General features: G+C 44.7%; 30 protein-coding genes and 1 tRNA gene. 10 read left to right on the top strand and 21 right to left on the bottom strand.

The genetic code is table 11. The annotated features are described in order from the left end of the window. Positions 1-21: 21 nt before the first annotated feature. The gene (locus QW597_03210) at positions 22-1305 is read right to left on the bottom strand and encodes a nodulation protein NfeD (protein MEM0155596.1); all 1284 of its coding nucleotides are present in this window, start codon (positions 1303-1305) and stop codon (positions 22-24) included. Positions 1306-1553: 248 nt separating this feature from the next. On the opposite strand from QW597_03210, the gene aspS reads away from it, so the two are divergent. Next, a complete protein-coding gene (gene aspS / locus QW597_03205) occupies positions 1554-2843 on the top strand; it encodes an aspartate--tRNA(Asn) ligase (protein MEM0155595.1) in 1290 nt (429 codons plus the stop codon). Between the two features lie 192 nt (positions 2844-3035). Here the strand turns inward: aspS and QW597_03200 are convergent, their stop codons facing one another. The 3 genes from QW597_03200 to QW597_03190 all read right to left on the bottom strand — a co-directional run bounded on the left by QW597_03200 (position 3036) and on the right by QW597_03190 (position 6474). Then, positions 3036-3734, bottom strand: coding sequence for a toll/interleukin-1 receptor domain-containing protein (locus QW597_03200; GenBank protein MEM0155594.1), 699 nt, complete (start codon positions 3732-3734; stop codon positions 3036-3038). A gap of 117 nt (positions 3735-3851) precedes the next feature. Then, a complete protein-coding gene (locus tag QW597_03195; GenBank protein MEM0155593.1) occupies positions 3852-5189 on the bottom strand; it encodes a DUF790 family protein in 1338 nt (445 codons plus the stop codon). Beyond that, on the bottom strand, positions 5161-6474 hold the full coding sequence (locus QW597_03190; GenBank protein ID MEM0155592.1) for a DEAD/DEAH box helicase: 1314 nt from the start codon (positions 6472-6474) through the stop codon (positions 5161-5163). The genes QW597_03195 and QW597_03190 overlap by 29 nt, the downstream gene beginning before the upstream one ends. Positions 6475-6587: 113 nt before the next feature. Here QW597_03190 and QW597_03185 point away from each other — a divergent pair, with 113 nt between their 5' ends. The 5 genes from QW597_03185 (at position 6588) to prpB (ending at position 12390) form a co-directional block, all read left to right on the top strand. Further along, on the top strand, positions 6588-7733 hold the full coding sequence (locus tag QW597_03185; protein ID MEM0155591.1) for an MFS transporter: 1146 nt from the start codon (positions 6588-6590) through the stop codon (positions 7731-7733). A gap of 61 nt (positions 7734-7794) precedes the next feature. Further along, positions 7795-8439 (top strand): hypothetical protein, encoded by a 645-nt coding sequence (locus QW597_03180; protein ID MEM0155590.1) that lies wholly within the window; start codon positions 7795-7797, stop codon positions 8437-8439. A 342-nt stretch (positions 8440-8781) separates the two neighbouring features. Further along, the gene (locus tag QW597_03175) at positions 8782-10011 is read left to right on the top strand and encodes an MFS transporter (GenBank protein MEM0155589.1); all 1230 of its coding nucleotides are present in this window, start codon (positions 8782-8784) and stop codon (positions 10009-10011) included. Positions 10012-10178: 167 nt separating this feature from the next. Continuing rightward, positions 10179-11519, top strand: coding sequence for an MmgE/PrpD family protein (locus QW597_03170; protein ID MEM0155588.1), 1341 nt, complete (start codon positions 10179-10181; stop codon positions 11517-11519). Next, positions 11503-12390, top strand: coding sequence for a methylisocitrate lyase (prpB, locus tag QW597_03165; protein ID MEM0155587.1), 888 nt, complete (start codon positions 11503-11505; stop codon positions 12388-12390). Before QW597_03170 ends, prpB begins: the two co-directional genes overlap by 17 nt. Positions 12391-12418: 28 nt before the next feature. Here the strand turns inward: prpB and QW597_03160 are convergent, their stop codons facing one another. From QW597_03160 to QW597_03115, 10 genes are all read right to left on the bottom strand, one after another. Next, complete coding sequence (locus QW597_03160) at positions 12419-12751, bottom strand: Mov34/MPN/PAD-1 family protein (GenBank protein ID MEM0155586.1); 333 nt, start codon at positions 12749-12751, stop codon at positions 12419-12421. 16 nt (positions 12752-12767) lie between these two features. After that, positions 12768-13586 carry an NAD(+) kinase gene (locus QW597_03155; protein MEM0155585.1) on the bottom strand — a complete coding sequence of 273 codons (819 nt, stop codon included), beginning with the start codon at positions 13584-13586 and terminating at the stop codon, positions 12768-12770. Then, a complete protein-coding gene (locus QW597_03150; protein ID MEM0155584.1) occupies positions 13583-14353 on the bottom strand; it encodes an inositol monophosphatase family protein in 771 nt (256 codons plus the stop codon). Before QW597_03150 ends, QW597_03155 begins: the two co-directional genes overlap by 4 nt. 87 nt (positions 14354-14440) lie before the next feature. After that, positions 14441-15262, bottom strand: coding sequence for a DNA-directed RNA polymerase subunit D (locus tag QW597_03145; GenBank protein ID MEM0155583.1), 822 nt, complete (start codon positions 15260-15262; stop codon positions 14441-14443). Positions 15263-15267: 5 nt separating this feature from the next. Beyond that, complete coding sequence (locus tag QW597_03140; GenBank protein MEM0155582.1) at positions 15268-15651, bottom strand: 30S ribosomal protein S11; 384 nt, start codon at positions 15649-15651, stop codon at positions 15268-15270. Continuing rightward, positions 15648-16289 carry a 30S ribosomal protein S4 gene (locus QW597_03135; protein ID MEM0155581.1) on the bottom strand — a complete coding sequence of 214 codons (642 nt, stop codon included), beginning with the start codon at positions 16287-16289 and terminating at the stop codon, positions 15648-15650. The genes QW597_03140 and QW597_03135 overlap by 4 nt, the downstream gene beginning before the upstream one ends. Positions 16290-16300: 11 nt before the next feature. Continuing rightward, positions 16301-16783 carry a 30S ribosomal protein S13 gene (locus QW597_03130; GenBank protein MEM0155580.1) on the bottom strand — a complete coding sequence of 161 codons (483 nt, stop codon included), beginning with the start codon at positions 16781-16783 and terminating at the stop codon, positions 16301-16303. A 147-nt stretch (positions 16784-16930) separates the two neighbouring features. Beyond that, positions 16931-17218 (bottom strand): DUF357 domain-containing protein, encoded by a 288-nt coding sequence (locus QW597_03125; GenBank protein MEM0155579.1) that lies wholly within the window; start codon positions 17216-17218, stop codon positions 16931-16933. An 8-nt stretch (positions 17219-17226) separates the two neighbouring features. Next, positions 17227-17559, bottom strand: coding sequence for a hypothetical protein (locus QW597_03120; GenBank protein MEM0155578.1), 333 nt, complete (start codon positions 17557-17559; stop codon positions 17227-17229). Between the two features lie 120 nt (positions 17560-17679). Then, the gene (locus tag QW597_03115) at positions 17680-18693 is read right to left on the bottom strand and encodes a methyltransferase (protein ID MEM0155577.1); all 1014 of its coding nucleotides are present in this window, start codon (positions 18691-18693) and stop codon (positions 17680-17682) included. Positions 18694-18816: 123 nt separating this feature from the next. Between QW597_03115 and hemL the strand changes: the two genes are divergently transcribed. Genes hemL through QW597_03100 form a run of 3 tightly spaced genes read left to right on the top strand, consistent with a single transcriptional unit; the run spans position 18817 to position 21700 of the window. Further along, positions 18817-20085, top strand: a complete 1269-nt coding sequence (gene hemL, locus QW597_03110; protein ID MEM0155576.1) for a glutamate-1-semialdehyde 2,1-aminomutase — start codon at positions 18817-18819, stop codon at positions 20083-20085. Beyond that, positions 20073-20966: a hydroxymethylbilane synthase gene (gene hemC / locus QW597_03105; protein MEM0155575.1), complete on the top strand. Its 894-nt coding sequence runs from the start codon at positions 20073-20075 to the stop codon at positions 20964-20966. The genes hemL and hemC overlap by 13 nt, the downstream gene beginning before the upstream one ends. A 5-nt stretch (positions 20967-20971) precedes the next feature. After that, positions 20972-21700 carry a uroporphyrinogen-III synthase gene (locus tag QW597_03100; GenBank protein ID MEM0155574.1) on the top strand — a complete coding sequence of 243 codons (729 nt, stop codon included), beginning with the start codon at positions 20972-20974 and terminating at the stop codon, positions 21698-21700. On the opposite strand, the gene QW597_03095 is transcribed toward QW597_03100, so the two are convergent. The 6 genes from QW597_03095 to QW597_03070 form a co-directional block, all read right to left on the bottom strand. Then, positions 21698-21772 (bottom strand) — tRNA-Met (locus QW597_03095). The genes QW597_03100 and QW597_03095 overlap by 3 nt on opposite strands. Positions 21773-22005: 233 nt before the next feature. Next, positions 22006-22554 carry a KH domain-containing protein gene (locus QW597_03090; GenBank protein ID MEM0155573.1) on the bottom strand — a complete coding sequence of 183 codons (549 nt, stop codon included), beginning with the start codon at positions 22552-22554 and terminating at the stop codon, positions 22006-22008. Position 22555: 1 nt separating this feature from the next. Next, positions 22556-23314, bottom strand: coding sequence for a serine protein kinase RIO (locus QW597_03085; GenBank protein MEM0155572.1), 759 nt, complete (start codon positions 23312-23314; stop codon positions 22556-22558). A 2-nt stretch (positions 23315-23316) separates the two neighbouring features. Continuing rightward, entirely contained in the window at positions 23317-23646 is a 330-nt protein-coding gene (gene eif1A / locus QW597_03080) for a translation initiation factor eIF-1A (protein ID MEM0155571.1), read from the bottom strand. Positions 23647-23728: 82 nt separating this feature from the next. Then, positions 23729-24973 (bottom strand): divalent metal cation transporter, encoded by a 1245-nt coding sequence (locus QW597_03075; protein ID MEM0155570.1) that lies wholly within the window; start codon positions 24971-24973, stop codon positions 23729-23731. A gap of 159 nt (positions 24974-25132) precedes the next feature. Then, positions 25133-25777, bottom strand: coding sequence for a metal-dependent transcriptional regulator (locus QW597_03070; GenBank protein MEM0155569.1), 645 nt, complete (start codon positions 25775-25777; stop codon positions 25133-25135). A gap of 87 nt (positions 25778-25864) precedes the next feature. On the opposite strand from QW597_03070, the gene QW597_03065 reads away from it, so the two are divergent. Further along, positions 25865-26077 (top strand): DUF167 family protein, encoded by a 213-nt coding sequence (locus QW597_03065; GenBank protein ID MEM0155568.1) that lies wholly within the window; start codon positions 25865-25867, stop codon positions 26075-26077. Between the two features lie 19 nt (positions 26078-26096). On the opposite strand, the gene QW597_03060 is transcribed toward QW597_03065, so the two are convergent. Continuing rightward, positions 26097-26525, bottom strand: coding sequence for a NusA-like transcription termination signal-binding factor (locus QW597_03060; protein MEM0155567.1), 429 nt, complete (start codon positions 26523-26525; stop codon positions 26097-26099). Positions 26526-26555 lie beyond the last annotated feature (30 nt).

Below are 26555 nucleotides of genomic sequence, written 5' to 3'. Positions count from 1 at the left end.
CTATATTTATAAATTTGGTTTTTATTGCTTTTTGACTCGTTCGACAAAAACCTTGAGGCCTTCTCTCCGCACGATCCTGACTTCCTCTCCCTTCTGAATTTCCTCGCCACCGTTGCTTTCAGCCCGCCACATTACGCCATCAATGGATACTGTACCCTTCGGGGACATCCTATCCTTCACGACTCCTACTGTTCCAATAAGGCTCTCGCTTCCGGTTATTCTCCTTGATTTGAGAGAAACAACAAGCCTTCTCAGGTATATGGCCAGGACAAAAGAAAGAAAAACGATTATTAAAGCTGCGATGATGCTGGCATTGTTGACCGGGCTCGGTGAATATCCATACTGATTCGCTGCCAGATAGGGCGATGCGAGAAGGAATATCCCCAGCATGCCAACTATAACTCCCGATATGAGGGCAATTCCATGACCCGTTTTGAATTCCAGTATTATGAGTACCCCTCCAAGAAGGAGGAAAATAAGACCAACCAGCGAAGCCCCAACTATTTCCGCCCCTATGAGTCCGAGAGCAATCATTGCGATTCCAACGACAGAAAGTATTGCCGTTCCATGATAAAGATCAAGAAGAATTGCAATTACGCCTATTAGAATAAGAATTCCATCAACGTAAGTGTTGCTCAAGAAACTCAGAAAATTATCATATACAGTCGGGTTCACAACTGTTTGCGGGTAAGACGAAAGTCCCAAGTCATCTATAAAGTTTGTAAAGTTTGTTGCCTGTCCGTCAACCAAGTGCACAGCGAATGCGCTCGAGTAATTATATGCATAGTTGTATGTGACCATTATGCCAGCTGCTGTTGCATTCCTGCCATGAGCGGTAGCCATTGACTGCATAAGAGAAAGCATTGCCGCCTCGGTGTGATTCTGCTCGAGGGCCGTGCCACCAACTACTATTGGGGTAGATGGCCCTATAAATGACCCGGGACCCATGTATATTTTGTCTGATGCCATAGCTACATATGATCCAGCTGAAGCTCCCATACCATCCGGTACGATGTAGGTGTATACCGGGATTCCCCTTGCTTCGGTTGCATTGATTGCATCAACCATCTGTATCATGTTGTTAAGTATGCCGCCGGGCGTATTCATGCTGATTATTACTGCGGCAGTATTCGCTGTGTTAGAAACACTGAGGGCATTTGTTATCATCGATCCGGATCCCGGATCAATTTCTTCATCGAGGTTTATCACCATGACATTCTTGGAGGATACCTGCGGCTGTGATGCCAGATGTGCGGGCAAAATAAGGATTGCCAGCAAGAAAAATACAAAGAAGGCGAGTACCAACCCCGGGTTCCTCATATACAAAGATATTCAGAATATGGTTATAAGGATTGATATTTATTATATCAACCTATAAATTTTTCCTTCAACAAAATAATTTTTAATTATCCATCGCTTGCTGAATACGGAATAATACATCACTACCTGCGTGATCCCAGATGCCAGTATCACGGATTAGTTTGTTTATTACGGATATGAAGAAACTTGTTGCTATAACCTATTTTTATATAATTTAATGACCTGACCCAACCATGGAAAGGACCTATGTCGGTAAAGTGTCAGAGAAACCTGCCGGATCGCAGCTTAGAGTCTGTGGCTGGGTACAGGAAATAAGGAGCCTCAAGAATATTTCATTCATGATTCTCCGAGATAATACAGGTACACTTCAGGTAACACTTAAACCTGACATGCTGGCAAATTACGCTGAGATCAGGGAAATAGATCGGGAATCCGTAGTGTGTGTAACGGGCACTATGCCAGAGAAAGGCAAGAGCACGAGCAACGTTGAGATAATCGCGAATGAAGTCTCCGTTCTCAACAGATCTGAAAAACCCCTTCCGCTTGGCATAAACGATCCTGTCTCAGCTGATTTCGAAACCAGGCTCAACAATCGCTTCCTAGACCTCAGAAAGCCAGAAAACTCTATCATTTTTGCCATAGAGAGCAGGATGCTGTGGGGTATCAGGGAATTCTTCCATAGAATGAATTTTGTGGAGATCCATTCCCCAAAGATCGTCGCAGCGGCCACAGAGGGTGGTGCTGATCTTTTCCCTGTAAAATATTTTGAGAGGGAAGCATTTCTTAACCAGTCGCCGCAACTGTACAAGGAAATCATGATGTCTGCTGGGTTCGATAGGGTGTTCGAAGTTGGTCCCGCGTTCAGAGCTGAAGAACACAACACAGTCAGACATCTCAATGAATTCACATCCGTGGACATAGAAATGAGCTTCGCGGACCATAATGATGCCATGTTTATGCTTGAAAATGCCGTGAAAGAGGGGATAGAGACAGCTATCAATGAACTTGGACCGGAAATAGAGAGAACTGGCATCAGGCTCGAAATACCTAACTTACCGTTTCCCAGGGTTACATACCGGGAGTGCATTGAATTCCTTGGAAAAAGAGATATTGTTGTCAGATTCGGCGACGATTTCTCCCCTGATCAATTGAAAGAGATAGGATCGCAATTTCCAGGATTTTACTTTATCACTGAGTGGCCATCTTCGCTGAGGGCGTTCTATACCATGCCTTCTCCTGATGACCCTGAAGTGTCAAATTCATTTGATCTTCAATACAACGAAAAAGAGATTACCTCAGGAGCCCAGAGGGTACATGACCCCGACCTCCTGACAAAGAGATTTCTAAGTAAAGGGCTTAGTCCTGACGACTTCGACTTCTACATCAAGGCATTCAAGTATGGAATGCCACCGCACGCTGGATTCGGTCTCGGTCTAGAGAGACTCACCATGATATTATGCAATCTTCAGAATATCAGGGAGGCAACCCTATTTCCGAGAGATCGAACGAGAATTGTTCCCTGAATAATTCCTTCTTTGCTTGTTTTCGTCCCCAAAAATTGTCCTTTCGAGTTCGTCGTAGCTGGCTGTTTCTTCCAGGTCATCTTTGCCAAGTCTTCTTTTGCTCATTATGACCGGTTATATATTTGCAATCGAACTATTTAACTTTTCCTTCAGGTGACCGGATACATATTCACCAGACGACTGGTTGGATCGTCAAAAAATCTTCTTCTGGCTGAGAAGTTCAACAGTTTCCTTGGGCAAGCTATCTTTATATTTCAAGAGAATGTCAGATAGAATTTTTGAAGCTTTAAAACTGCCCTTTATCATAAGGTTGTCCAAGGCGCCCACAAATAACCTGGCCGCACTGTCTGCATCTATTCCTCCCGCATCATCGATTTCCTTAAGAAATTGAGCTGCGTAGTTTGCTTCAGTAAGGCTCATGGCATTAACGAGACCATCAATTACCTCTGACGCCCCGATCATGTTCCTCTTGAACATCGCCTTGAGAAGGGCGTTGGACAGATCCTCACCGGAAACGGAGCCGTCAGCTTCCCTCTTCGTCTTTACGCTGTCAAACCTGGACAGAAATCCAACAGGATCTGCATCTATGGAAACAGAAATCACACCCTTCTGCAGAGCAATGGCTGCACCAGATTCCTGCATTGTCCATTCAGATGAAAAAAAATTCTTCGTAAGCAGGGGTACGAACACTGTGGAATTTGAGATATTTTCCAATACCTTTTCCTGAATGAGGGGTGAAACATCGCGTTCGTTATGCGCGATATAAACGTTTATGCCGTATTCACCGAGCCTGTTCCTAACTTTCATCGCGATAGACCGGTCCAGGTATGAATTTGATATGAAAACCTTAATTCGTCTGGAGTCTCCTGTGTTCTGGATCTTCTCTCCCACGCATAATAGCATGTATTGCAGCTATTAAACCTTTATAGGAACCGGCACCTGTATAGGATGCTTTGGGAGCTAATTGGAAATTCATATTGTGATCTAGCATCCTATTTCCCAAAGGGTTTATCGCTTGACAACCATCTGAAGGCCATTCCACCTAACCTTGTATCCTAACGCAGTGAGAACCCTGTTTGCGATGAGCCCTTTCGATTCTATATAGTCAACGATCCTGTCTGAATCCGGGTAAAGCTTTTCAATGTTCATCTTAACCTCGTTAATCAGATCCTTGTCCAACTCATTTTCCATCTTTTTTGTCCTGTTCTGATCATCTCTATGCCTCAGAGCTGTCTTTGAATCCGCCAGGGAATCCCTCAAAGCGTCCCAGTTTAGCGCACCGCTGTAGAATAGCCAGTGGTTTCTCGCTTCCCTTGTTTTGTGATTGATGACAGCTACGACAAAATTTATCCCGGCTTTCTCAAGTTCAAGAGACATTTTTAAGTCGTCCTCAATATATTTTGGTCCGGATATGAATACAAAGTATTTCCTGTCAGCTAGTTTTATTTCAAATGACGGAAAATATGTGTTTTCTCCAATTTTCAAGATCTCGCGTGAAAATCTTACCCATGGTGGGATATCAATTGTGCTGACCTCGATTTTTTTTGGAAGGTAATACAAGGATTCTGTTCCCAGGTGAAGCCAGAGAACGTCCTTCCTGCCCCAGGTTTTGTTTTCAATGAGGACCTGCGCTTCTATTGCCCAGTTCACTGAAATCATGACTGTTCTCACAAGCTCGAGAAATGCCGACATCCCACCGCTACCTCTCCCTCTCCCATTTGAAGGCGGAAAGATCTGAATTTCCACCGGTAGACCGGCATCTGTCTTAATCCTGGCTTCGATTCCCTTTAATCTTGCTACGGTTGAAATCCCTTGCCAGTCAATTTCACCGGTGACTTTAAGGCTGATGGACCTGGACAGCAGGGTCTCAAGCATCTCCATGTTGAATTCCCTGGCCAGATCGTGATCATCCATCACTGCCGAGGATTCGATTACCTGCTCCGATTCCTTATCTCCGTACATTCCCAATACCACTTCTTCCTTCGTTATGTGAAATTCATCTGAAGCTGCCTGAAGAATGACATCTTTTTCTTCCTCTCGGAATACGGCAAACCTTGCACGCTTGAAAAGAAAGTCGCGAATCTCGGAAGCAGGCACATGTGTCGGTGGAACGAAAACGGTTCTCCTGGTCATAATAACTCCAAGTGCCCTGACGATTTTATGCTTCTCAGACCTCAGTTCCAGTTCCCGAATCTCCCTTTCTATTTCACCTCTCGTCCTCCCTTTACTGGATCTAAAGATGCTGTTGATATCTGTGCAATAACGGATCTCCTCATCCTTCAGGAAAACTGGGAAAACTCGGCCATCTTTCGTGCGTCTAATCTGCATCAATTCGTTCGGGAACACCTTTGCGCCTCCTTTTTGAAGTCCCAAATTCGGAAGTGCCACTTGTCACTACCTCGTACATGGTGCTCTTCTTCGAGTCTCCTGGCCGGAGTATCCGTCCAAGCCTCTGCCGGAACTGCCTTGTGCTCCCGGAACCGCTGAGAACGATAGCCACGGAAGCGTCCGGTACGTCAACTCCCTCGTCCAGGATCCTAGAAGCCGCGATGGTGTATACATCTCCATTTTTGAACATTTCAAGGTAATGCTTCCTCTCACCGATAGGAGTCAGATAAGTGAGTGCTGGAACAAGAAACTCCCTGGATATCATGTAAGCCGTGTTTGTGTCCTCGGAAAACACGATTATTTTTTCCCCGGGATGCCTGCGCAGGACGTACCTCACCGCATCGATCTTTACTCTTGAATTGAAAGCTATTTCCCTTGCACGCCTCCAGGCATTAAGTGCCTCACGCCCTTCCCTTGACCAAGATCTCATGATAAACTTCTCAAAATCCCAAGGTCCACCAAGCTTGACACTGTGGCTCCTCAGATAGTTCGTGAAAATGTCCCTGTTTCGTTCATATTCATCTGTTTCTTCCGGGGTAAGCTCCACAGGAAGCCTGATGATTTTGTAATCAGCTATATATTCGCTCAGTTCCTTGTAGCCCATCTCGAAGATTTTTCCTCCCATGACATCCTCTAGCGTTTCATGGAGCTTGTCCGTCCTCTCATATGTCGCTGTAAGACCCATCCTGAACGGTGACGCGAATTTGACGGCTATCTGCCGGAACTGCTCCGAAGCAAGATGATGGACCTCGTCAATAAGCAGGAACTTGAATCGATTCCCAAGCATATCTGCCATTAGGAATGCAGAATCATAGGTACATACAGAAATATCCCTTATTTCCCGAATCCCTCCACCTATCTGCCCTATTTCGGTCTCGAATGTCTCAGAGAGTTTCAACCTCCATTGCGTAATCAGCTCTATTGTTGGTGCTATGATGATAGTGCTGCAGGAAAGCCTCGCTATAGCTTCCATGCCTATATGTGTCTTTCCGGCTGCAGTTGGAAGGACTATTATTCCTCTGCAGCCGTTTTTTTCCCACTGATCAATAGATTCAACCTGATATGGCCTCAGCGTGCCTTTCATCTTAAGATTTACTGGCTTTTGATCCTGGAAAACCATATCTTCGGCTTCAGGGTATCTGGCTTTCAGTTCGGAATAGGTGTAAGCGGGAAAAGAAGCGCCTGGTTCCCCACCGCTGCCTTGCGAGACGGTTATTCTTCCGCTCCGGTAAGTTATATTCATATCTGATTCTGTGATTTGTATCTGTAATGAATTAATAAAAGTATATAGAACCCAAACTAGGGTGTTTCTATCTCCCACACTTTTTTTTACTACTGTACCGATAAGGAAGTGAAATGCAGGCATCCACCAAGTTGATTTCCATCAATAGGACAGCGAGAACGTTCATCTTCTCCATTCTTGCCATAACGGCCCCGTACTATCTTTCTGGCTTTGAAGTCCCGGCTGTCTATATCGCTTTGATAATAATGATGAGCGGGGTTGTCTCGACGTTCTTTGTTTACGGCTTTTCAAGGCTAATCATAGGTGACAGATTAAAACTTATCCTGCTAAGTGCACTTCTGACGTTATCTCTTCTCTTATTAATCACCTTGCGAACGCTCCCTTTCTACATTCTCTCAATTATTATAGGAGGTATACCCCTGTCAGGAAAGGACTTCACAAACAACCAGGCGATTGAACAGTACTCCATAAGCATAGTGGAGCAGGAGAGGAGGAGCAAGAACGTAGCATTCGCGATTTACAACTTCGGATCGTATGCTTCTGCAGCCGTGGCGTCAGGCGTGATTTTCCTCCTTTATCATGGGAATATTGAATTCTTTTACGAGATCTGTTTCGTCCTTTCCTTCGTTCAGTTTATAACCTACAGCACCTCAACCATCACTTTCAGGCATAAAGACCGAATTGCCCCCATCAAGAGTGAGGCAAAAAACCCTGATGTTCCCATGCTCTCCTTCCTGTTCTCACTAGACTCTCTGGGAGGAGGGCTGGTTATAACGTCAATGATCTCCCTATGGTTCAAGATCGTTTACGGAGTTTCGCTTGCCCAGGTGGGATTGATATTTGTGATTGTTAACATCGTTACTGCGCTTTCCATCATCATTTCATCAGCGATATCTAACAGGATGGGCCTTGTCAGGACTATGGTGTATACTCACATAGTGAGCAACGTATTTCTTATTTTGATACCCATCCTTCATTCCCTCGTAATTTCTGAAGCCCTCCTGTATCTCAGGCAGACTACAAGCCAGATGGACGTCCCGGCGAGAGACAGTTTCGTAAACACTCTGATCCCTCATGATCAGAGGGTCAAGGCAAATTCCAGGTTCGTGATGGTAAGGAACTTCTTCCAGATCCCTGGACCAGCCATAGGCGGGGCTTTTTTTGAACTTTATCCTCCCCTCCTTTTTATTTCTGCAGGGGGAGTCAAGATATTCTACGACTTCCTATTTTACTGGAGGTATCGGAAGACTAATTTATAGGGATAATACATTTGATCGAGATCGCCAAAATTAATAGTGTGTCTGAATATCCATACTGTTTATGCTTGATACCTTTAATAAGATGGTGGCAAAGAACGGGAATGTAATGGATAGGATCGTCGACGGGAAGCTCACCCTTTCTATGGAAAGTGGCTCCTTACCTACTGAGAGGTTTATTTTCTTCCTTTCTCAGAACAGGCTTTTGCTGAAGGAGATTTCTGGAAATGTGGCAGTTCTTTCTGCTAGAATGCCCGATGCCGACGACTCTCAATCCCTGCTCTCGCTTTCACAGATCACGTATGAAGAATACATGTTCAGCCACCAGCTCATGAACAGCCTTGGTGAGATCAACAATTCCGGCCCCGATCTGATAAACCAACCGCTGCTGTCAACTCTCTCCTATTACTCCTTCCTGTACAAGACATGCAGCCAGTTTCCCATCAGTTCTTCGGTAGCTTCACTGCTTCCTTTCCTAATTGGACGCTATGAAATAGGAAACAGATATCGCAAAACAGCAAAGGATATCTACAGGCCGCTGTTAGCATATTATGGGTCGACCAAACAGAGGAGCATGGTCGAAGACTTTATCGGGTTATTTAATGCCCTAGATCATCACGATCCCGGTGATGAACTTGCATTTAAAATTGCAGCAAATCTCGAAATCAGATACTTGGATGACGTTGTTGCTGATAATGACCTGTTGTAATCCCCCAAGATAATTAATGACACCTGGCAAAGGCTACGAAAAATACTAAGCTCGTGATCATCACATTATGCTCGCATTTATTTTTTCTTGCGTCCTTTCCGGATCTAGATCGTATTAAATAAGCCCGTATTTCGTATGTTATTTAAATGCCCCATATCTTAATTATAAAGCCAGGGAAGCAAATATTTTCTTTCATGAATTTCCTCCAGTTTTCCTGATGATAAGGGAGAATTCATTTATACATATTAATCCCGGAATAGAAATCAGGAATACCCGGCGAAGAGAGCAGGTATTGGCAAAATATTATTCAACACCGTTATGATAAGCTGTTCGGACACAGTCATGCCAGAAGATCGTAGAAGGTACCTGAGCAGAAACGTTGCACTGTTATCTTTCTCAGCTTTTTTTGCGGATGCTGGCTATCAGGCTGTGACGGCGGTTTTCGCCATCTTGCTGGTAGTACAGATGCATCAGCCAGCCTACATCTACGGTTTACTACTGGCGATCAGTTTCGGAGCTGGTTCCGGATTCTCTCTTATCGGAGGAATACTTGGAGAAAAATATGGTAAGAAAGGCATTTCATTGATTGGAAACCTTCTGATTCCGCTGATGTCCATAAGCGTCCTTTTCAGTAACATCTATATTCTCGGTGCACTTTTCATATTCGGTTGGTGGGCACGATATTTCAGAACTCCGGCCAGGAGGGCATGGATGGTTGAAATATCTGATCCGGCGTACAGATCGAACATTTTTGGATTCCTTCATGCCCTTGACATAGGAGGTGGAATTATTGCCGTCTCTTACTCTGTCGTACTTATCCTTGTTGGCGTGTCTCTGAAGGAAATTATCCTGATAACCAGTGTTCCGATACTTGTTTCGAGTGTATGCCTGGCAATGGCGGGAACCGACGAACACAAAGATTACACAGCAGAAAAAATCAGGTCCGAGACGATGAATGCTCAAGATGAAGATGACCCCGCCATCCAGAAAAATAATTTTATATTCAGGGCAATAATCGTTTCGGCTACCCTGTTTGGCTTCAGTTATTACGCCATGGGTTTTCCAGTCATAACGGTTTCAGCTGCAACTGGAAGTTATGTTTTCGGAATACTTACATTCGGCGTATACCTCAGCGTATCGGCATTTTCCGGGTTCTTGCTTGGAACATTGAGGGGAAAGAAACCGCTAAGAACGCTTTGGTCACTAGGGTACTTGCTTGCCGCAGTTTCCTCGCTGATCATAGGCCTTTCGTACGCCTTTCAGGGAGGAATTTACCTTTACTATATTGGGGCGGCTGGTCTTGGTTTTGCAACGGGATCGGTAGAAACATTCGAACCGGTGATGATAGCTGCTGTAACCAAGGCTAAGAAAATGTCATCCGGAATGGGATGGCTCAGCTCAAGCAGGGCCATAGGACTCTTCGTTTCAAACTTGGTTATGGGAGTAATCTTTGTCATAAGCGTGATTGGTTCATACATATACGCAGCCGTTACTTCGCTGGCAGCTGCCATCATACTCCTTATTGCGGAACTTCTTTTATCGGATAAAACCAGGCAGGCAACCAAGAAGTGAAACGCTGGCCGATTTGGGTATTTTGCTTTTTGCGCATCGTTTATCAGAAATTATCATGTAAATTTTTACAACTTCGTGTCACATTTTCCTTAAAGCAACGTATTTCCATCCTGAACGCTGTTGAAACCTCACTGATTTTTATTTATAAGGACTGCATATCCATATTTATGGACCCAGTAGTTGGTGACATTTTTAATTATTCTGCAGAGGTAAAAAGCGAGGGAATTGACACGCAGAGAGCGGATGAGATCAAGAAGAGAATCGCAGACTCACTGTTTGTAGCATATGCTGCCTCGAATTCTGAACCTGTGATGCTGGAGAGAAAGGCGCTTCTCCCCTCCAAAGGAAAATACAATTCCACTATATTCTTCACGGGGGAAAAAGCATCTGTTGACATAGCTACCTTCCTGAACGGGTCCATGACCAGGTACCTGGATTACAGTGACACATATCTGTCTAAGGAGGCTCTCCATCCTTCTGATAACATCCCTCCAATCCTGGCTATGGCAGAGCCCTTTGAATCGTCAGGAAGCGACATTATAAAGGCTATAGATGTCGCCTATGAGGTGGTAGGATCTCTGTCAGATGCTGTTTCTATAAGGGACAGGGGATGGGACCACGTCACATATATATCCATTTCATCCGCCGCAGGAATTGGAAACCTGCTCGACATGGATGAATCACACTTTGAGAATCTCCTGAATCTAGGCATAAACAATAACATAAGCATGAGGCAGACTAGAGCCGGAGAACTCAGCATGTGGAAAGGCACCACTGCGGCCAATGCATCAAGGAACACTGTGTTCGCTGCTTGTCTTGCTCTGAATGGATTTACGGGACCATCACCGATATTCAACGGGGAAATGGCATTTATAAAACAGGTTTCCGGCCCACTGGTTCTCTCGATCGGGAAGAGAAGAGTCATGAGGACCATGATTAAGAACTACCCCGTTGAATACCATGCCATGAGTGCCGTTGAAGCCGCACTGAAGATTCGTGGTAAACTTACGGGCGGTATCAGGAAAATATCCGTGGAAACGTTTGAAGTAGCTAACAAGATCATTATCAAGGATCCTGAAAAACTTAGACCGCAGACAAAGGAGACCGCAGACCACAGTATGCCATATCTGGTAGCCTATTCACTTGTTTACGGAGATCCGACACCCGACTCTTATAAGCAGCACTTTCTGAACGACCCAAAGATACTTTCCCTGATTGATAAATCCAGTTATACGGTGACGGAACGGTTCAACAGAATGTATCCAGAATTCCTACCAGTCAAGATTACAGTGGAAACTGACAAGCAAACGATCGCTGAGGAACTTGACGTTCCCAAAGGACACCACCGGAAACCCTATACATGGGATGATGTCCTTGCCAAGGGAATGAAGGTTATGAGCGAGAGGAGCGCGAATGAGGTCGTGGACCTGGCAAAACGTTTTGACAGAAGTGACGCGGTAGAACTCATGGAGGTGATTAAGAACGTCCGTAATGAGAGACAATCGTAATCTTGGCCCTTCAGAACTCAGAAGACAGGTCAATGATGGTTTTGTCTTCTCAGCCGGAGTATTCAACGGGATCTCGGCCATGATAGCTGAGAAGGCCGGCTTCAAATCCACTTACCTTTCTGGTTCAGGCGTCGCTGGAGCCATGGGCTTTCCTGATCTTTCAGTGACAACGCTCACCGAGGTTGCGGCTGAAGCCGGGAAAATCGTAAACGTCACCAGATCGCCCCTGATCGCAGATATAGATACGGGATTTGGAGAGACTATCAACGTTACAAGAACAGTAAGGGAGATGGAGCGTGCAGGTGTTTCGGCAGTTCATATGGAGGATCAGGTTCTGCCAAAGAAATGCGGACATCTGAACGGAAAGAGGATCATAGATACCAGAGAAATGATCTCGAAGATAAGAGCGGCCGTGGAAGCTAGGAATGACCCAGATTTCATGATCATTGCCAGGACAGACTCCAGATCTGTAAACGGACTGGAAGATGCCATAGCTAGAGCAAACAATTATTTCGAGGCCGGAGCAGACGCGGTCTTTACAGAAGCCTTAGAAGGAAAAGATGAGTTCATTGAGTTTGCCAAAAGGGTGAACGGTCCACTGATGGCCAACATGACAGAATTTGGGAAGAGCCCACTACTGTCTGTGAAAGAGCTAAAGGAAGCAGGCTACAGAATGGTGATCTTTCCACTGACAGTTTTCAGGGCATTTCTCAAGAACGCACTGGAAGTCTATACTGACCTCATCAAACTCGGAACACAGACAAGCTTTCTGGACAAACTGATGACCCGCAAAGAATATTACAATATCATCGGTTATGACGAATATGAGAAAGAAGACCATGATCTGTTTAGCAGGAACCTGAAACAGTGAAGGCACACAACCCGGCTGATCGTGCACCTCATATAATTTTAATCTCCGTCTTCCTACCATCCTGATTGTAGGCGGAATAATCGCTCAATCGGAAGGGGTAGCCAACTATGAGGTGGATGGGGCCACTGTTCTGAAACATATGTATGTCGGCATCGGATGGCAGCGTAACTCCGGAAGGATGAGAGTGAACGCTCCCAACAATTGAGAAATCTATTGGTTTATTGTATGTCTGAAAAATCGTGTGCTTGTCTCCCTGAATGGTTCCCGGAAGAATTGCTATCTCATAAATGACGTTTTTTTCCGCTCTGAGATATGCGCCAAATTCCTTGGGCATAGAATCCCTTGATGCTTCCATTATCATTCTAAGTACCCTACGTCTAATTGACCACAAGTTTTATCAATTTCTCCCTGAGTTTCTCGTAAAACGTGCCCTTCAGCGAAATGAATCTTGCCTTTTCGTCAGACACAGCCACTTCCACAGTATCACCGGGATTGAGCGGGACATGTGACTGCCCATCAAGAATAAGGATCCCGTCCTGCTCCTTTCCTATCTGTTTTACTTTGATCGTCTCCCCGGCCGGCACGATCAGCGGCCGTGTCCTGGAACCGAACGGGGCGAGATACGAGATGACCATGGCCTTGAGATCTGGAAGAAGTATTGGGCCCCCCGCACTGAATGAGTAAGAGGTCGAACCCATTGGCGTGGCAATAATAACCCCATCGGCGCCGGTTCCCTCAATAAAATTATCGCCAACATAAACATTGAATTTCCTCAATTTGGCGATTTTACCTGTATAAATTACAGCTTCGTTTGTGCAATCAATCTGCCTTATACCGTTTACTCTCACGTCTAGCTTCAGGCTCTCCTTGATCTGGTACTGACCCCTTATAAGTTGGTAAATTGACTTTTCTATTTCCCCTATTTCAATCTCGGTGAGAAAACCGAGGCCACCCATGTTTATACCGAGAATGGGCCCCCTGGCCATCTGGAGTGCTCTGAGGGCTGTTCCGTCACCTCCAATTGTAATTATGATATCAGCATTTATTTCCCCTATGTCTTTACCCTCTTTGCCGACAAGGTCGGCTGTATCCTTATCAAATTCGGCCTCCCAATCTGGTGGGAACAGTTCTATTATTCTGCCAACAATTTTCGCGCATCTGGTGCAGTCACGCCTGATTATGAACGCAACCTTCATAATATCTCACCCTTTGATTTCTCACTGGAAAAAGCCAGGATGTTTTTCCTTTTCGACACATCAAGCCCCATGTCGAACTGATTTCCATCTCGATCGACGACTACACCGCCAGCCTCACGGACTATGGCAATACCGGCTGCAACGTCTATGTTCCTTATAAAGTTGTTCCTTCCAATGTAAGCAACCATATCCAGCCCACCTGACGCAAGTGTAGCCAACTCAAGGGAAGCACATCCGAGCGTTCGGATTTTTTTGGCACGTCTCAATAGTTTTTCAGTTATTGTATCGGAGGCATAATCTGCACTGAGAGAAAAATAACCTCTTGAATCGGTTGAAGTCATTATTTTCTTCCTGCCATGAAATGCTCCAGTTCCAGGTATCGAGTGAAAGTAATCGCCATTCGCCAGATCCATCACAAAGGCAATCTTGTTATCGCTTATTGTACTTCCAGTGCCTGCCACGGAGAGGGAATAAAACGGGATGCCAGCTTCAGCGTTGAAAGTACCATCAAGTGGATCAATAACAAGGTTATTTTCGTAGTGACGGTCGATAAACCCAACTTCCTCACTAACAATATTGTATGGAAGATCATTTTCATAAATGGCGCTGAGAACAATATCTTCGCTCACCTTGTCCAGATACTTTGTTGGCGTTCCGTCCGCGCCCATGCCCGTTATTTCCTGTTTGACTGAAGATGAGTTTAGGCTATCGATTTTCTCCATTATTTCAATACCGGCATCAATAAATATCTCGAGAATTCTATCCATGTTCGCGACACAATCAGCGTAAAAAGATATATAAAGAGTGCCTCAGCGACTCAGAACCCAGAATGTGTACCGCTTGTCACGAATCTTTCAGTCTGGCACAGCCATGCTGTTTAGAAGCACATTGAGTCTCTGCGGTATCCTCTTCAGTGCATAATTCAGGGCGTCTATTGCCTTGAGCGATCCGTCGGTCTCAAACTTGAATATAAACCTAGTATCATCCTCAACTATTTTCACGCCATCAGTTTCGAATAACTCTGAAAGCTTTCTGCAAGGCGAATCATCTGTGAAAACAATTTCATCGCCAGTTTCTCTCAATACAGATTCCGGGCAAGCAGTCTTTAACTCTTCCCACCTGTCAAAATCTGGTTTCTTAACTATGAATTCCCTGTGGTATTTGTAAGATACGCCAGACGTGACCTGCCACTTGGCGTGATCCTTTCCCCTCCCAAGAATTGCCTCGGCGCTTACAATCATGGCCTGGTTCTTACCGAGTTTCACTATTGGTATATCCGGATCAGCAGGCTTGAGGTCAGGATTTCCTATTGGCTGGATATCTCCAGACATTACAGTCGCAGGTCCGTTTCTGTTAACAGAATATGTCATCGTGCAAAGGGAACATCCCTTTCCATTGCAGGTACATTCATCTCTGAAATTCATTGTTAGGTCGGTTATAAGTGGAACCATGGAAAGCCTGTGTGCTACGATCTCATCGAACAACGGAAGCGAAGAGTCATACACGTTTCCTTCTGAGTCCCTGATCTGCCCGTGGTGAAATGTGACTTTCTCTATGGCCAGTTTCGGGATATCGTTAATCAGCGTCCTTCTTAGTGAGTTTGCAATCGATGGAGTTATATCAGTAATCGAGAATCTTGCAAAATTGTCCGTAAGTTCAATTATTTTAAGCGGCATGAAAATCAGACTCTCCTGCCCCTCTTTCCCCCCTTCTTCTTCGTTCCATCATGGGGAACAGGGGTCACTTCCTCAATTCTGAGGATCCTGAACCCAGCTCTTGACAGGGCTCTTATGGCAGATTGCGCCCCCGGGCCTGGAATCTTTGACTTGTTTCCTCCTGGCGCCCTTACCCTGATTATCAGTTCGGTGATCTCTTTCTCTCTGAGTTTTTCCGCAACAAGATCAGCAGCCTTCATGGCAGCATATGGGCTTGATTCGTCCCTGTCATTCTTCACTACCATGCCGCCTGTTGCCTTGGCAAGCGTCTCAGCGCCGGTAGTATCCGTAACCAGGATTATGGTGTTGTTTTGCGATGCAAATATATGGGCGACTCCAGTCTTATTCACTGAGCATCACCCTTTTCTTCGGCTTCACTTTCATTGACTTTTTCATCGGCATTATCTTCATCGGTCATCTTTTCTTCAGGTTCCTTCTCGTCCTCGGCAGTGCCGCTTACCCCGAGTATGCTTTGCCTTATGGGGTGAAGTTCATCAAGCAGTGGCGATCCCGCAGAATATTGTATCGAATCTTCCTCAGTTCCTTCCACCAGTATACCAGGAATAGTAACCCTTCTACCATTTAGGAAGACGTGCCCATGTGTAATGAGTTGTCTGGCTTGCTTTGGGGTTCTCGCAAGATTCTTCTTGGCAACAAGTGTCTGAAACCTCCTTTCAAGGATACTTTCAAGATTCAGTGAGAGTACGTCGTCCAGTGAAGCGTTGTCTCCAAGGATACTGTATCTGCTTAGCCTCTTTATCATTAATCGGAACTGGTTTGTAGCCCTCTCGTCGTTGTATCTGATCTTTGCCTGAAGATACCTGGCTTGTGCCCTGAAAGATTCCAGTATGGACTGCGTTCTCCACAGCTCCCTCTTATTCTTGAGCCCATACTTCTTGACGACCTCTTTCTCCTCGTCTATTCTTGTCTTTTCCCACGGATGCCGTGGCTTTGAGAATTTCTTATGCGGAAATTTAGGATCACCCATTCATATTCACCTTATTGCTGCTGGCCTTCCTTGTTCTTTATTACTCCAATAGCCAGTCCCCTTCTGCCATTTGATCGAGTTCTCTGTCCCCTGACCTTGTGACCTTTTTCGTGTCTTACACCCTTGTATGAACGCATTTTCTTCATCGCGTTGACATCGTCCTGAACCTGAATATCCAATTCGTTTGACACAAGGTTAAGGCTCTTCCCAGTTACTATCTCTCGCCTGTGATTAAGAGCCCATTCCGGGATACCCTCATATTCCTTTGCCTCAACATATTCTCTCAGTTTCTCTATCTGCTCTTCAGAGAGTTCACCAATGCGCTTATCCCTTGGCAAATCAAGAGCATTGATCATTATGTCGGCAAGTCTGTGTCCCACTCCTTTGAGATCAGAAAGGGCCAGATATACTGACCTCTCTCCATCTAGGTCACGATTTGCAATTCGTACTATGTACAGGAAATTTTCCTGTTTTGTCTTTTCGGTTGCACTCATTCAATCAGCCTTTACCAGTTTAGCATCTTCACGCCGATCCGACAACATTGGCTCGTATTGGGCCCGAAACATATGTCAAATCAGTATTCAGTGTGTACCGCTGATTTAAATAATCCTATTAAACATTTCTGAGAACCGGAAATTGTTCTACCTGAGCAATGTAAACAGACGATTATCCTCACCGCCATCAAAGATGCCGATCCTTACCCCGCTGTCGATCCACCCGTAGGAATAGTTCAGTGCGGCGAAGGCGTCGATATAATTTCCCTCGCTGTAAAAGTGTTTTGCGTCTGAGAAATAGCTCATTATCATCTCCATAAAATTGGATCCCATTTCTCCAGCAAATGAATTTTTTGGGGAAGAAATCCGCAATTTAGAAAGAGCTTCTTCCTCCATTCTTATGTATTTTTCAACCTTTTCCCTAAGTTTGTCCATGTACCGGATTACCTGAATTTGCTGTAATCAAAAACAAGATCAATGAGCTTCTGCTCCATTTTGTCTCCAATAATGCCTTCTTGGTGTTTCTTTGAGATAAAATCTTTGGCTTCCTTGGTGCCCTTTTTGGAAGCTATTGAATAAATGCTTCCCCTTATTGCACCTCTAATGCTATCTGGAAGTTCCTCGACGATCTTCCCAAGCATGAAGTTGAACTCGTCCGTCTTTCTCATATCCAACCTCTTTACTCTCTTTGGCCTATTCTTCTCGTAATAGTCCGCGCTTCCATTCCTGTTACGATTTTTAACCGAATTTTTCTTATTGTAATTATTTCTGAACATTTATTCGCGTTCTATCCTTTTATCATATAAATACTTAATCAATTAATTTTTTACGGAATTCATATAAGAGCAATTCTCCAGAATGGTATTTCCCAGACTGAATAGGTGACAGATATCTGATCATATGATCCTGGTTACCTCAATAGTCGTACTGACGTGGTAATAGTTTGGGCCCACTGATTTGACAATGTGGCTATCTATTATACTGGGAACATACGAGAAACTCAGGAAGCGTCTGTTCATTTCGCGCCTGAACGTGATCAGTCTGTCTGTTGAGACTAGGTGATGCAGAATTATTGTGCATCGGTCACCCGCCATGCTTAGTGCCTTAGCTATGAAGCTGGCGGACTCAAAATTTCCCATGATTATCAGGCCGTAACGTATGTTACTTTTGAGTAGCCTCACATCGCCCACAGAAATCTTAATTTTTTCTGAAACATTGTTTATTTCGGAGTTGCCCCTGAGAAATCTCGCAGAAATCGGATTGATTTCGCAGCACTGGACAAGCTCAGGGTCTGTGTACTTTGCTACGGGAAGCGAGAAATAGCCTATCCCGGCAAACATGTCCAGCACCCTCTGCTTCCTGGAGGGGAAATTCTTCATGGATACCCTTTCATTTACATTCCCTGGCGAAAACATTACCCTTGAAGGATCAAACTCGTACTTGATTCCATTTTCAGTGTGCTGAACCTCACCACCAGGTCCGTATATGAGTTTCATCGTCGGTTCCCTGATCTCTCCTCTAATACCCCCGTCAATTCTGTAGACTGTTTTAACGCCTAATACTTTCGCGTATGCTCCAGCGATCGCATACTGAGAATCCATATTCCCATTCAGTCTCAACGCAATTGAGTCTCCGTACCTTATCCATTTATCCGGAACCATTTCACGCGGAATTCCTTCGCCTAACACAAGGTCGAGTACCCGGCCATAGGGTGATTTCGGGACTTCTCTGTACCTCCCCCCTTCAGTGATAATATCCTTTGCATAATCAGGAGGTGCTGACTTTACAGGAATCATTACATTATTTCCAGATCTGGTAATCTTCAGGTCTGTTCTTATCAGTCTTCTTTTCCTAAGGTCCTTTATGACCGAACTTGCGATAGAAGTTTCCACAGAAATATACTCCGGCATTACCGTTGCCATATTTGATCTGTAAAGATTTAGTTGACGGTTGAAGTTCACAAACTTCTAACAGTGTAAAATGAGTTACAAGCCGGTTACAAAAAGATAAATCACCAGTTATGATATCTAACAATGGATTCTGCTGAATTATTCAGACAATCTTCACGGTTATTTCCCGGCGGTGTAAATTCTCCGGTCAGATACTATAAGCCGAACCCTGTGTTCATAACCAGGGCCAGCGGCTCCAGCCTTTGGGATGTGGAAGGCAGAAAATATGTCGATTATTCACTGGGTTTCGGGGCCATGATTCTTGGTCATGCGAACAGGGAGGTGGTGCAGGCCCTACAAAAGAGGGTGGAAAATGGTTACCTCTTCGGAGCACCCACAGAGGACGAGATAAGGCTCGCCAGAACTATCACGACTGCTTCCCGTACCATTAGGAAGATAAGATTCACAAACTCTGGTACTGAAGCAACGATGCACGCAATTAGGCTTGCTCGCGCATACACGAAGAGAAAAAAGATAATTAAGATGGAGGGCTGTTTTCACGGCGCACATGACTATGCACTCATTAAGTCGGGAAGCGGTGCCCTTACCTTCGGTGTCCCCTCATCTCCAGGTATACCGGACGAGGTATCCAGGACTGTTGCGATTGCTGATTATAACGATCTGGATTCTGTATCGAGATCATTCAAGCAGAACCGGGGAGAAATAGCCGCACTGATCGTGGAGCCTATCATGGGCAACATCGGAGTCGTGAAGCCTGCTGATGGTTTTTTGAAAGGACTGAGAGAACTGGCCACAGAAAATGATGCTCTTCTGATCCTTGACGAGATCATAACAGGATTTCGTTTTGGTTTTTCTCCCTATCAGGACATTGCTCGAGTTGAAGCTGATCTCACAACACTTGGAAAGATTATTGGAGGTGGCGCGCCAGTGGGAGCTTTCGGCGGAAGAGGAGACATTATGGACATGATCTCCCCTGAGGGACCCGTGTACCAGTCAGGCACGTTCTCAGGCAATCCTTTCACAATGACATCTGGATATTCCACGCTTGATCAACTCCGTAAATCCAGTTACCAGAATCTCTCTCGCATGACGGCGAAGCTTGTGGAAGGACTGCGTTCAATTATGCAAACATTAAATATAAACGGTGCGATAAATTCCATAGGCTCCATGTATCAGGTATTCTTTAATATAAAAAGTGCAGAGAATTATCGTGAAGTCATGTCTGCGGATATTAGACTATTCAAGAAATACTTCGATCAGATGTTAAGCAAAGGTATTTTTTTGCCACCAAGTACTTTTGAAACCAACTTTATGAGTTTTGCGCATAGTGAAAATGATGTGGAATTAACAATTGCAAAAATGGAGGAATCTTTGAAGTCATGCAAGATATAAAATTGGGAACAAGACCCAGCAAGCTCGCCCTTATCCAGACGGAACTGGTCAGGTCGTTTTTAGCTGAAAAGGGGTATAAATCAAGTGTGGTAGAACACCTTTCCAGGGGGGACGTAAGCCGCGAGAGCGCTATTTTCAGATTGGGTGAGGTTGGGGTTTTTGTCCGCGAATTAAACAGACTGGTCCTGGAGGGAAAGGTCGACTGTGCCGTTCACAGTGCAAAGGATATCCCCTCAAAGCTGGAGGAGGGCCTGGAAATCTCCGCGGTGTTGCCCAGAGAGGACCCTGGAGATGTGCTGATAGCCGGCAAGTCGCTTGAATCTCTACCATATGGATCTAGAATTGGGACCTCTAGCCTTCGGAGAACTGCGGAATTGAGAGGGCAGCGATTCGATATTATCGTAAAGAACATCCGTGGGAATATAGATACAAGAATCGCAAAATATAAAGATGGGGAGTACGATGGAATAATTGTTGCATCCGCCGCAATAAAAAGACTGGGAATCACTGAAAAACATTTCCCCCTCCCCGTGACTGATTTTCTACCTGCCCCCAACCAGGGCATTATCGCCGTGGTATCTTCCACTGAGGGGGACACAAAAGGAATACTCAGGAAGATAGATCATGGGGAGACAAGAAAAAATATGGAAATTGAGAGGTCAGTGATGCAGCGTCTGAACCTTGGATGCTCATCCCCAGTTGGCGTGCTGAGTAAATCTGTTTCTGGTTACAACTACGTTGTCTCGCGCTTTTACTCCATGGACCTGATCAATCATATGGATTTCAGCGGGGTGATCATGAACGACGCTGATCTTGACGCCTATCTTGATTCTATAAGAAATGAGCTCCCCAAGAATTTTGGATATGGCGCTCTTGGATAGGGGATATGATCAAGAATTTCTTAGTCTCGACTAGACCCGCAGAGAAAAGTAAATCCGTTCTTGAACGAAACGGGATTTTAATCAGAAATTTCCCTCTGACAAGAATCGTGAGTTACGGACACGACATCACTTTAGAAAAACAGATAACTGGTTTCAGTCCAGATTCCCTGGTCTTTACCAGCGAAGTCGGCGTGAGAATATTCCTGGCCGAATATCCACACGTGATACGTGACTCGTCCATGAAAATGTTTGCCATAGGGGAGAAAACAGCTATGGCTCTCGAAAGAATGGGATATACCGCGATATATCCTGAGAAAAAAGATTCAGCTGGACTTGCGGAATTCATCTTATCTTTTCCGGGTGACATTGGAAAGGTCGCATTAATCAGAAGCAAGAACGCCGATTCCCTCCTCCTTGACGTTCTGAACAGAGCAGGGGTTATTGCCAAGGACTTTCATATCTATGAAGTTACAAGAGCAGAAAATGCAGGCTTAATTGTGAAAGTGATCCAGAAGAGAGGGTTCATGGGGATCATTGTCACATCGCCCATGGAAGCACAAACATTGTTCGATCTGATCAAGCCTTATGAAATGAAAACTCTTCCGGTTTATGCCATCGGGGGAACAACCAGGATAAAGCTTGAATCCCTTGGAATAGGGGTGAATCCCCCTTTCGGGGAATCTGACTTCACAAAACTGGTTGATAAAATAACTGAAAACCTGAGAAAAAAATAGCGGGGAATGGATTTGAACCATTGATCTACGGGTTATGAGCCCGTCGGGATTTCCTAACTACCCTACCCCGCTTCAAAGGGAGATGCTGAAAAATCATATAAGACTTGTTGATAATTTATATGAGGGATAGCGGTCGGGGAATGAGGTGAATTTTAGACACAAAATTCGTTCCAGAAGAACTCAGACATTACAGACCGTAAGTGCATGGGGGATTCCCTTAGCTAACCCCCTCAGCCTATATCCTTGCCTGCTAGATTCCTGAATGAAAGAATTACAATGCGAAAAAAAATTATGTGCCGTTCCTTTTATCCAAAAGACTCCTCGATCCTTTTGAATTTGATTTCCTTGGCTTTCTTTTCCAGATACTGATAAACTGACCTATGCTTCTTTCCTGAAATGATCATGCTTATGGCCTCCCTTGAATACTGAATTGAAACGTAATCACCGATAATGGAAACCGTGTCACCGTACACGGATATATGCGTCGAAGTTAGGCTCTCTATCACCCTTCGAGTCTTCCCACCTCTTCCGATGATACGCCCCCTGATCTCTTCAATCCTTCTGGAACCTGGTTTTGCAAAGTCTCTTAGCGAGATCACGATTAATTGCATATAATCGTCGAAGATGGAAAATGCAACTTCTGGGTTGAACCCCCGTGATATGGCGTGAACGACGCTAAGGGTAAGGTTTGCTTTCAGGGCATCGTTTTTCTGTTCGACAGATACTAAACCACCTGCTGAATCTATGTTAAGTGCCACGTTACCAAGCTTTTCAAGCTTCCTCTTGGTCATCCCCTCTCTTCCTATGATCATCGGCAGTCTTTCTTTCGGAACTAACACTACTCCAGCTTCCAATTTACAATTCGCCCCTTATATAAGATTCAAGTTCATCGGCTGTGCTATCTATACCCTTCTTAATAAAATAATGAGTTATATTCTTTACGTCTCTTTGGAGGAAAAAATCTGCTGATGGATGTGAGGTTGACACCGACTGCCCCATGTCAATAAAATATGGCTTTTTGCGATAGTACAGTATATTGTATTCGCTGAGATCTGCATGCACAATGTGTGCTTTCTGATAAAGAAGTCGCATGTATTCTCTGAGGATGTTGTATACTTCGCGAGCATCAAAAGAGGCATTTCGTAGAGGTGGGGCAGGAATCCTTCCTGTGCCGATATAGGACATCAGAAGCAGATTCTTGTGAAACGAGATTGGTTTAGGAGCTGGTATGCCTGCACGTCTCAGTTCATCCAGATTCGTATATTCTTTTTTAGCCCATATAAAAACCATATTCGAACGGCTTAGCCGCTCCTTGGAAAACCTGTGGTCCCCCTCAATATAAATACTGATGTTGGAAAACTTAAGAGTGGACATTTTGTAAACCTTCAGGACTGCGGGTTTCTTCCTAATGTAAGCCTTGAAAACCACAGACTCCTTGCCGCTAGATATGGGAAAATCGATATAGTCTATGCCTTCTTTGCTGCTAAGTTCATAAATTGATTTTAGCGTTCTCTTATCGAAAACGAGCCCTGAAGTCTTTCTATCTAGGTTGAAGCTGTTGAGGAACTCCCCGGAATCAATAAGTTGTTTCAGCGCTGATCTTTCTTCTACCATACTCACTTAAAGATATTTATGACATCAGGAAGCAAATTGTTTCTACTGAGGTAACTAGCCTGTGTCTGTGTATATCTGTACACAACGTCAGCTCTCTCGTTCTGGAATTCCCATGGTTTGACAATTACGAGGTCATGCTCGCGGATCCACATCCTTTTCTTCATTTTTCCAGGGATTCTGGAGTTCCTAGTAAAGCCATCCTCGCACATGACAGTCAGCCTTGATGCACCGGACAGTTTTTCCACTATCCCGAACATTTCTCCCTTTCTCTTGTTTGGCAGGATCACCCTGACCTGCTGATCACTTTCATCAAATTGGCTGTCTGGTTGCATATTGGTTACCTTGCATTTAATGAACGAATATAAACCTGTGCCAACAAATTTGCACTTAATGGTCTTCTTCCAGTCAGATCAGTTATGCGATCGCCAGAATTCCGAAGAAGATAACAACGCCTATACTGGTCCAGAAAGCAATTTCTCTCGGCCTGCTGCTCCTGTATTCCCCCATTATCCTCTTATTCCGTGCAATAAGACCCGTTATGGTTGCCGGACCGGCAAGAACGAAGACAAAAAACACCAGGATGTACAGAGTTGAGCTTATTAACATGGACTGGGGGATTATCATTGCAGCAGCAAGCGAAGGAAGGCTCTCAAATATATAGATCAGATTCTTTCCATTCCGTCCGAACCCAAGCGCTTCTCCAAGACCCCATGCACTCCCAAGAGAAATGACCACCAGTGCGAGAAATGCAGATCCTATCAATCCGATCCCAAAGAGGTAGGGAGAATAACTGTTAGCGACCACTGACAGTGCAGTGGATAATTGCCTCGCAGATGCGAAATTGGTATCGGCAGAAACACCGCTCATTGTCATTTCCACAATTACCATGAGAAGCTCGCTGATCACCGCACCGACAAGCGTCTCTGTGCGCATCGAACGCAACGCCGATCGCGTGAACTTTAGTTCACTATGTTCAAGAGTGCTATCTGCGGGGGCTCCGGAATTTCCTGCAAGCCTGACCTTTGACACCTTCTCTGCTGTAGCTGATGTCTGAAAAAAGAGCATGAATGGCATTATTACAGCTCCTACATTGACAGCCAGAATAAACAGGAAACTTGGCCTGGGGGAGAAATATACCGGGCTGTATGGCATAATCCCCCTTATGAAGAGAACCGCCACGAATGAGGCTATGAGGACTAACGTTATTGCAAGAAGTATCTTTTCTATCATCATCCCTTTCTTCCTGGTAACAATCAAAATGTTCACGACATAGACAAATGGGAGCGCAACGATACCCGGAATGCCGAGAAGGTCGAGACCAATTGCAATTCCGATATATTCAACGGCGTACGTGACCATGTCTGTTATTGCCATTGGAATCGTCATCAGCAGGGTCGTGTTCCTGGTGTAATTCTCTCTTATGATTTCACCTAGCCCCTTCCGCGTCACCGTTCCTATACGACCGGATGTCTCCTGAACAAGATAAAGTGGGATTATAAGCAGAAACATGAACCAGATAAGCCCATATTTGAACAGCGCACCTGTCTCTGCTGCACCTATTGTACTGCTTGCATCCATATCTGCAATCATGACCAGCCATGCAGGCCCAAAAAATTTCAGGTATTCCTTCAACCTTGAAAATGAGATCGTTTCACTCACGCCCATCAAAACTGTTGTGGCTATATAGAAACCCGATTTGCAGGCTCAGAGAAATGTACATTTTGTTTCACGTAAGGCTAACCTGACAACTCAAAGTCATACTTAAAGATGTGACCTTATCTCTTATGCTCATCAGGCGTTCTTTAAAAAGTCAAACAGTCAGAATTCTATGTATTTTACTGCAGTAGATATCGACTCCGGCACAGACGCCCTCCCACCACTTCCTGATACCAGTACCTCTCCGTCTTCCCCGACCTCTATTGTGCTACCAGGGAGAAGGTCATGTTTATGAAGGAAGTTGAGGACTTCACTGCTTTCAAAAATGACTCTTGAGATCTTGAACCTGGAAAGCGGTCTAAGGTCCCTGAAGAAAAGGTCATCCGGATCAGTAACATTACCATCTTCGTCCGGTACAGGGTTTCCATGAGGGCACGTTTTGCATCCGTAAGTGTCGCAGACCAGCTTTGCAATATTTTCTGTAATTCCGTGCTCAATGCCCATTGCTTCACTGTCGAGCAAGTTCCAGGGCATATTAATAGACCTGCTGAGCAGTATTTCTGCAATCCTGTGTTTCCTGAGGAAAATATTTGCCTCCTTTTTCCCGCTTGGTGTAAGCACGTATTCGCCCTTATTGGTTCTTTCAACTAGCTTTTGTTCGATCAGGATGTTCATCTCATCATATACGCTTTGTCTGGTTACAGAAAGAAATTTTGAAATGTCATTCAGTGTCGCAAACCCCTTGTATAAGGTCAATTCATCTATAATTTTGAGGTAATCTTCCGCAGTGACTGACCTGTGGTCCATGGAATGATAATTGTAGTTTAGGTTTAATTATTTATGCCTGAGACCAGATGGCGATAACTTTACGGACGCCATTCTCATCTGGATTATGTGAAAGTGAATGTAAAAGTGCATCGCGGTCCGGCCAGGGTTTCTCAAAGCGCGTCAGGCCTGGAGATTTATACTCAGGAACCCATGGAAAGAAACAAGGCCAACATAGACGTTATCAGGCAGATTGCTGGATTTTATAGGGTGTCACCGACATCAGTCCGGATTGTAATCGGGGCAAAAAGGAGAAGAAAGGTCGTGGAAGTAGAATTATAAGCTCGCTGATTTGGCTACATTATTGTTTGATATTTATGGAATGAATTGGAAAGAACCTTCCCACCGCGTCTCTCAGCAGCTTTATATTTTTGCCTTCCTTGCCGATTGCCTTCCCTATCTCTGAACTCTCCACAGAAACAAGTATGTCCGTTACGTTCTCCTTCCATGTTATGTTAATTTCCTTTACTCCGTACCTGTAAAATAGGTTCTTCACAAACATTAGAAGGTCTCTGGAAGTTTCGGCCATAAGTATGTGTTTGTTGACCTTCTCCTTAAGTTCAGATACAACATTCTTGTTCCGGTTGAATATGTCTGCCAGCCTCTTTTCGCCAACTATAAACAGTACCATCTCGTCATTCTCCAAACATTCCTTAAGTTCAACATGGGTCAGCCTTTCAAAAATAGCAATATAGCCCATTATCTTGTTGTCTATTGTTATTTCCTTCATTATATGCACGTCCAAAAATAGTGCGAAAAG

It is taken from the genome of Thermoplasmataceae archaeon, assembly GCA_038729425.1.
In the GTDB taxonomy this organism is placed as follows: Archaea; Thermoplasmatota; Thermoplasmata; order Thermoplasmatales; family Thermoplasmataceae; genus B-DKE.
Note: the sequence above shows the minus strand (reverse complement) of the source record. Positions and strands in the feature narration are given on the sequence as shown.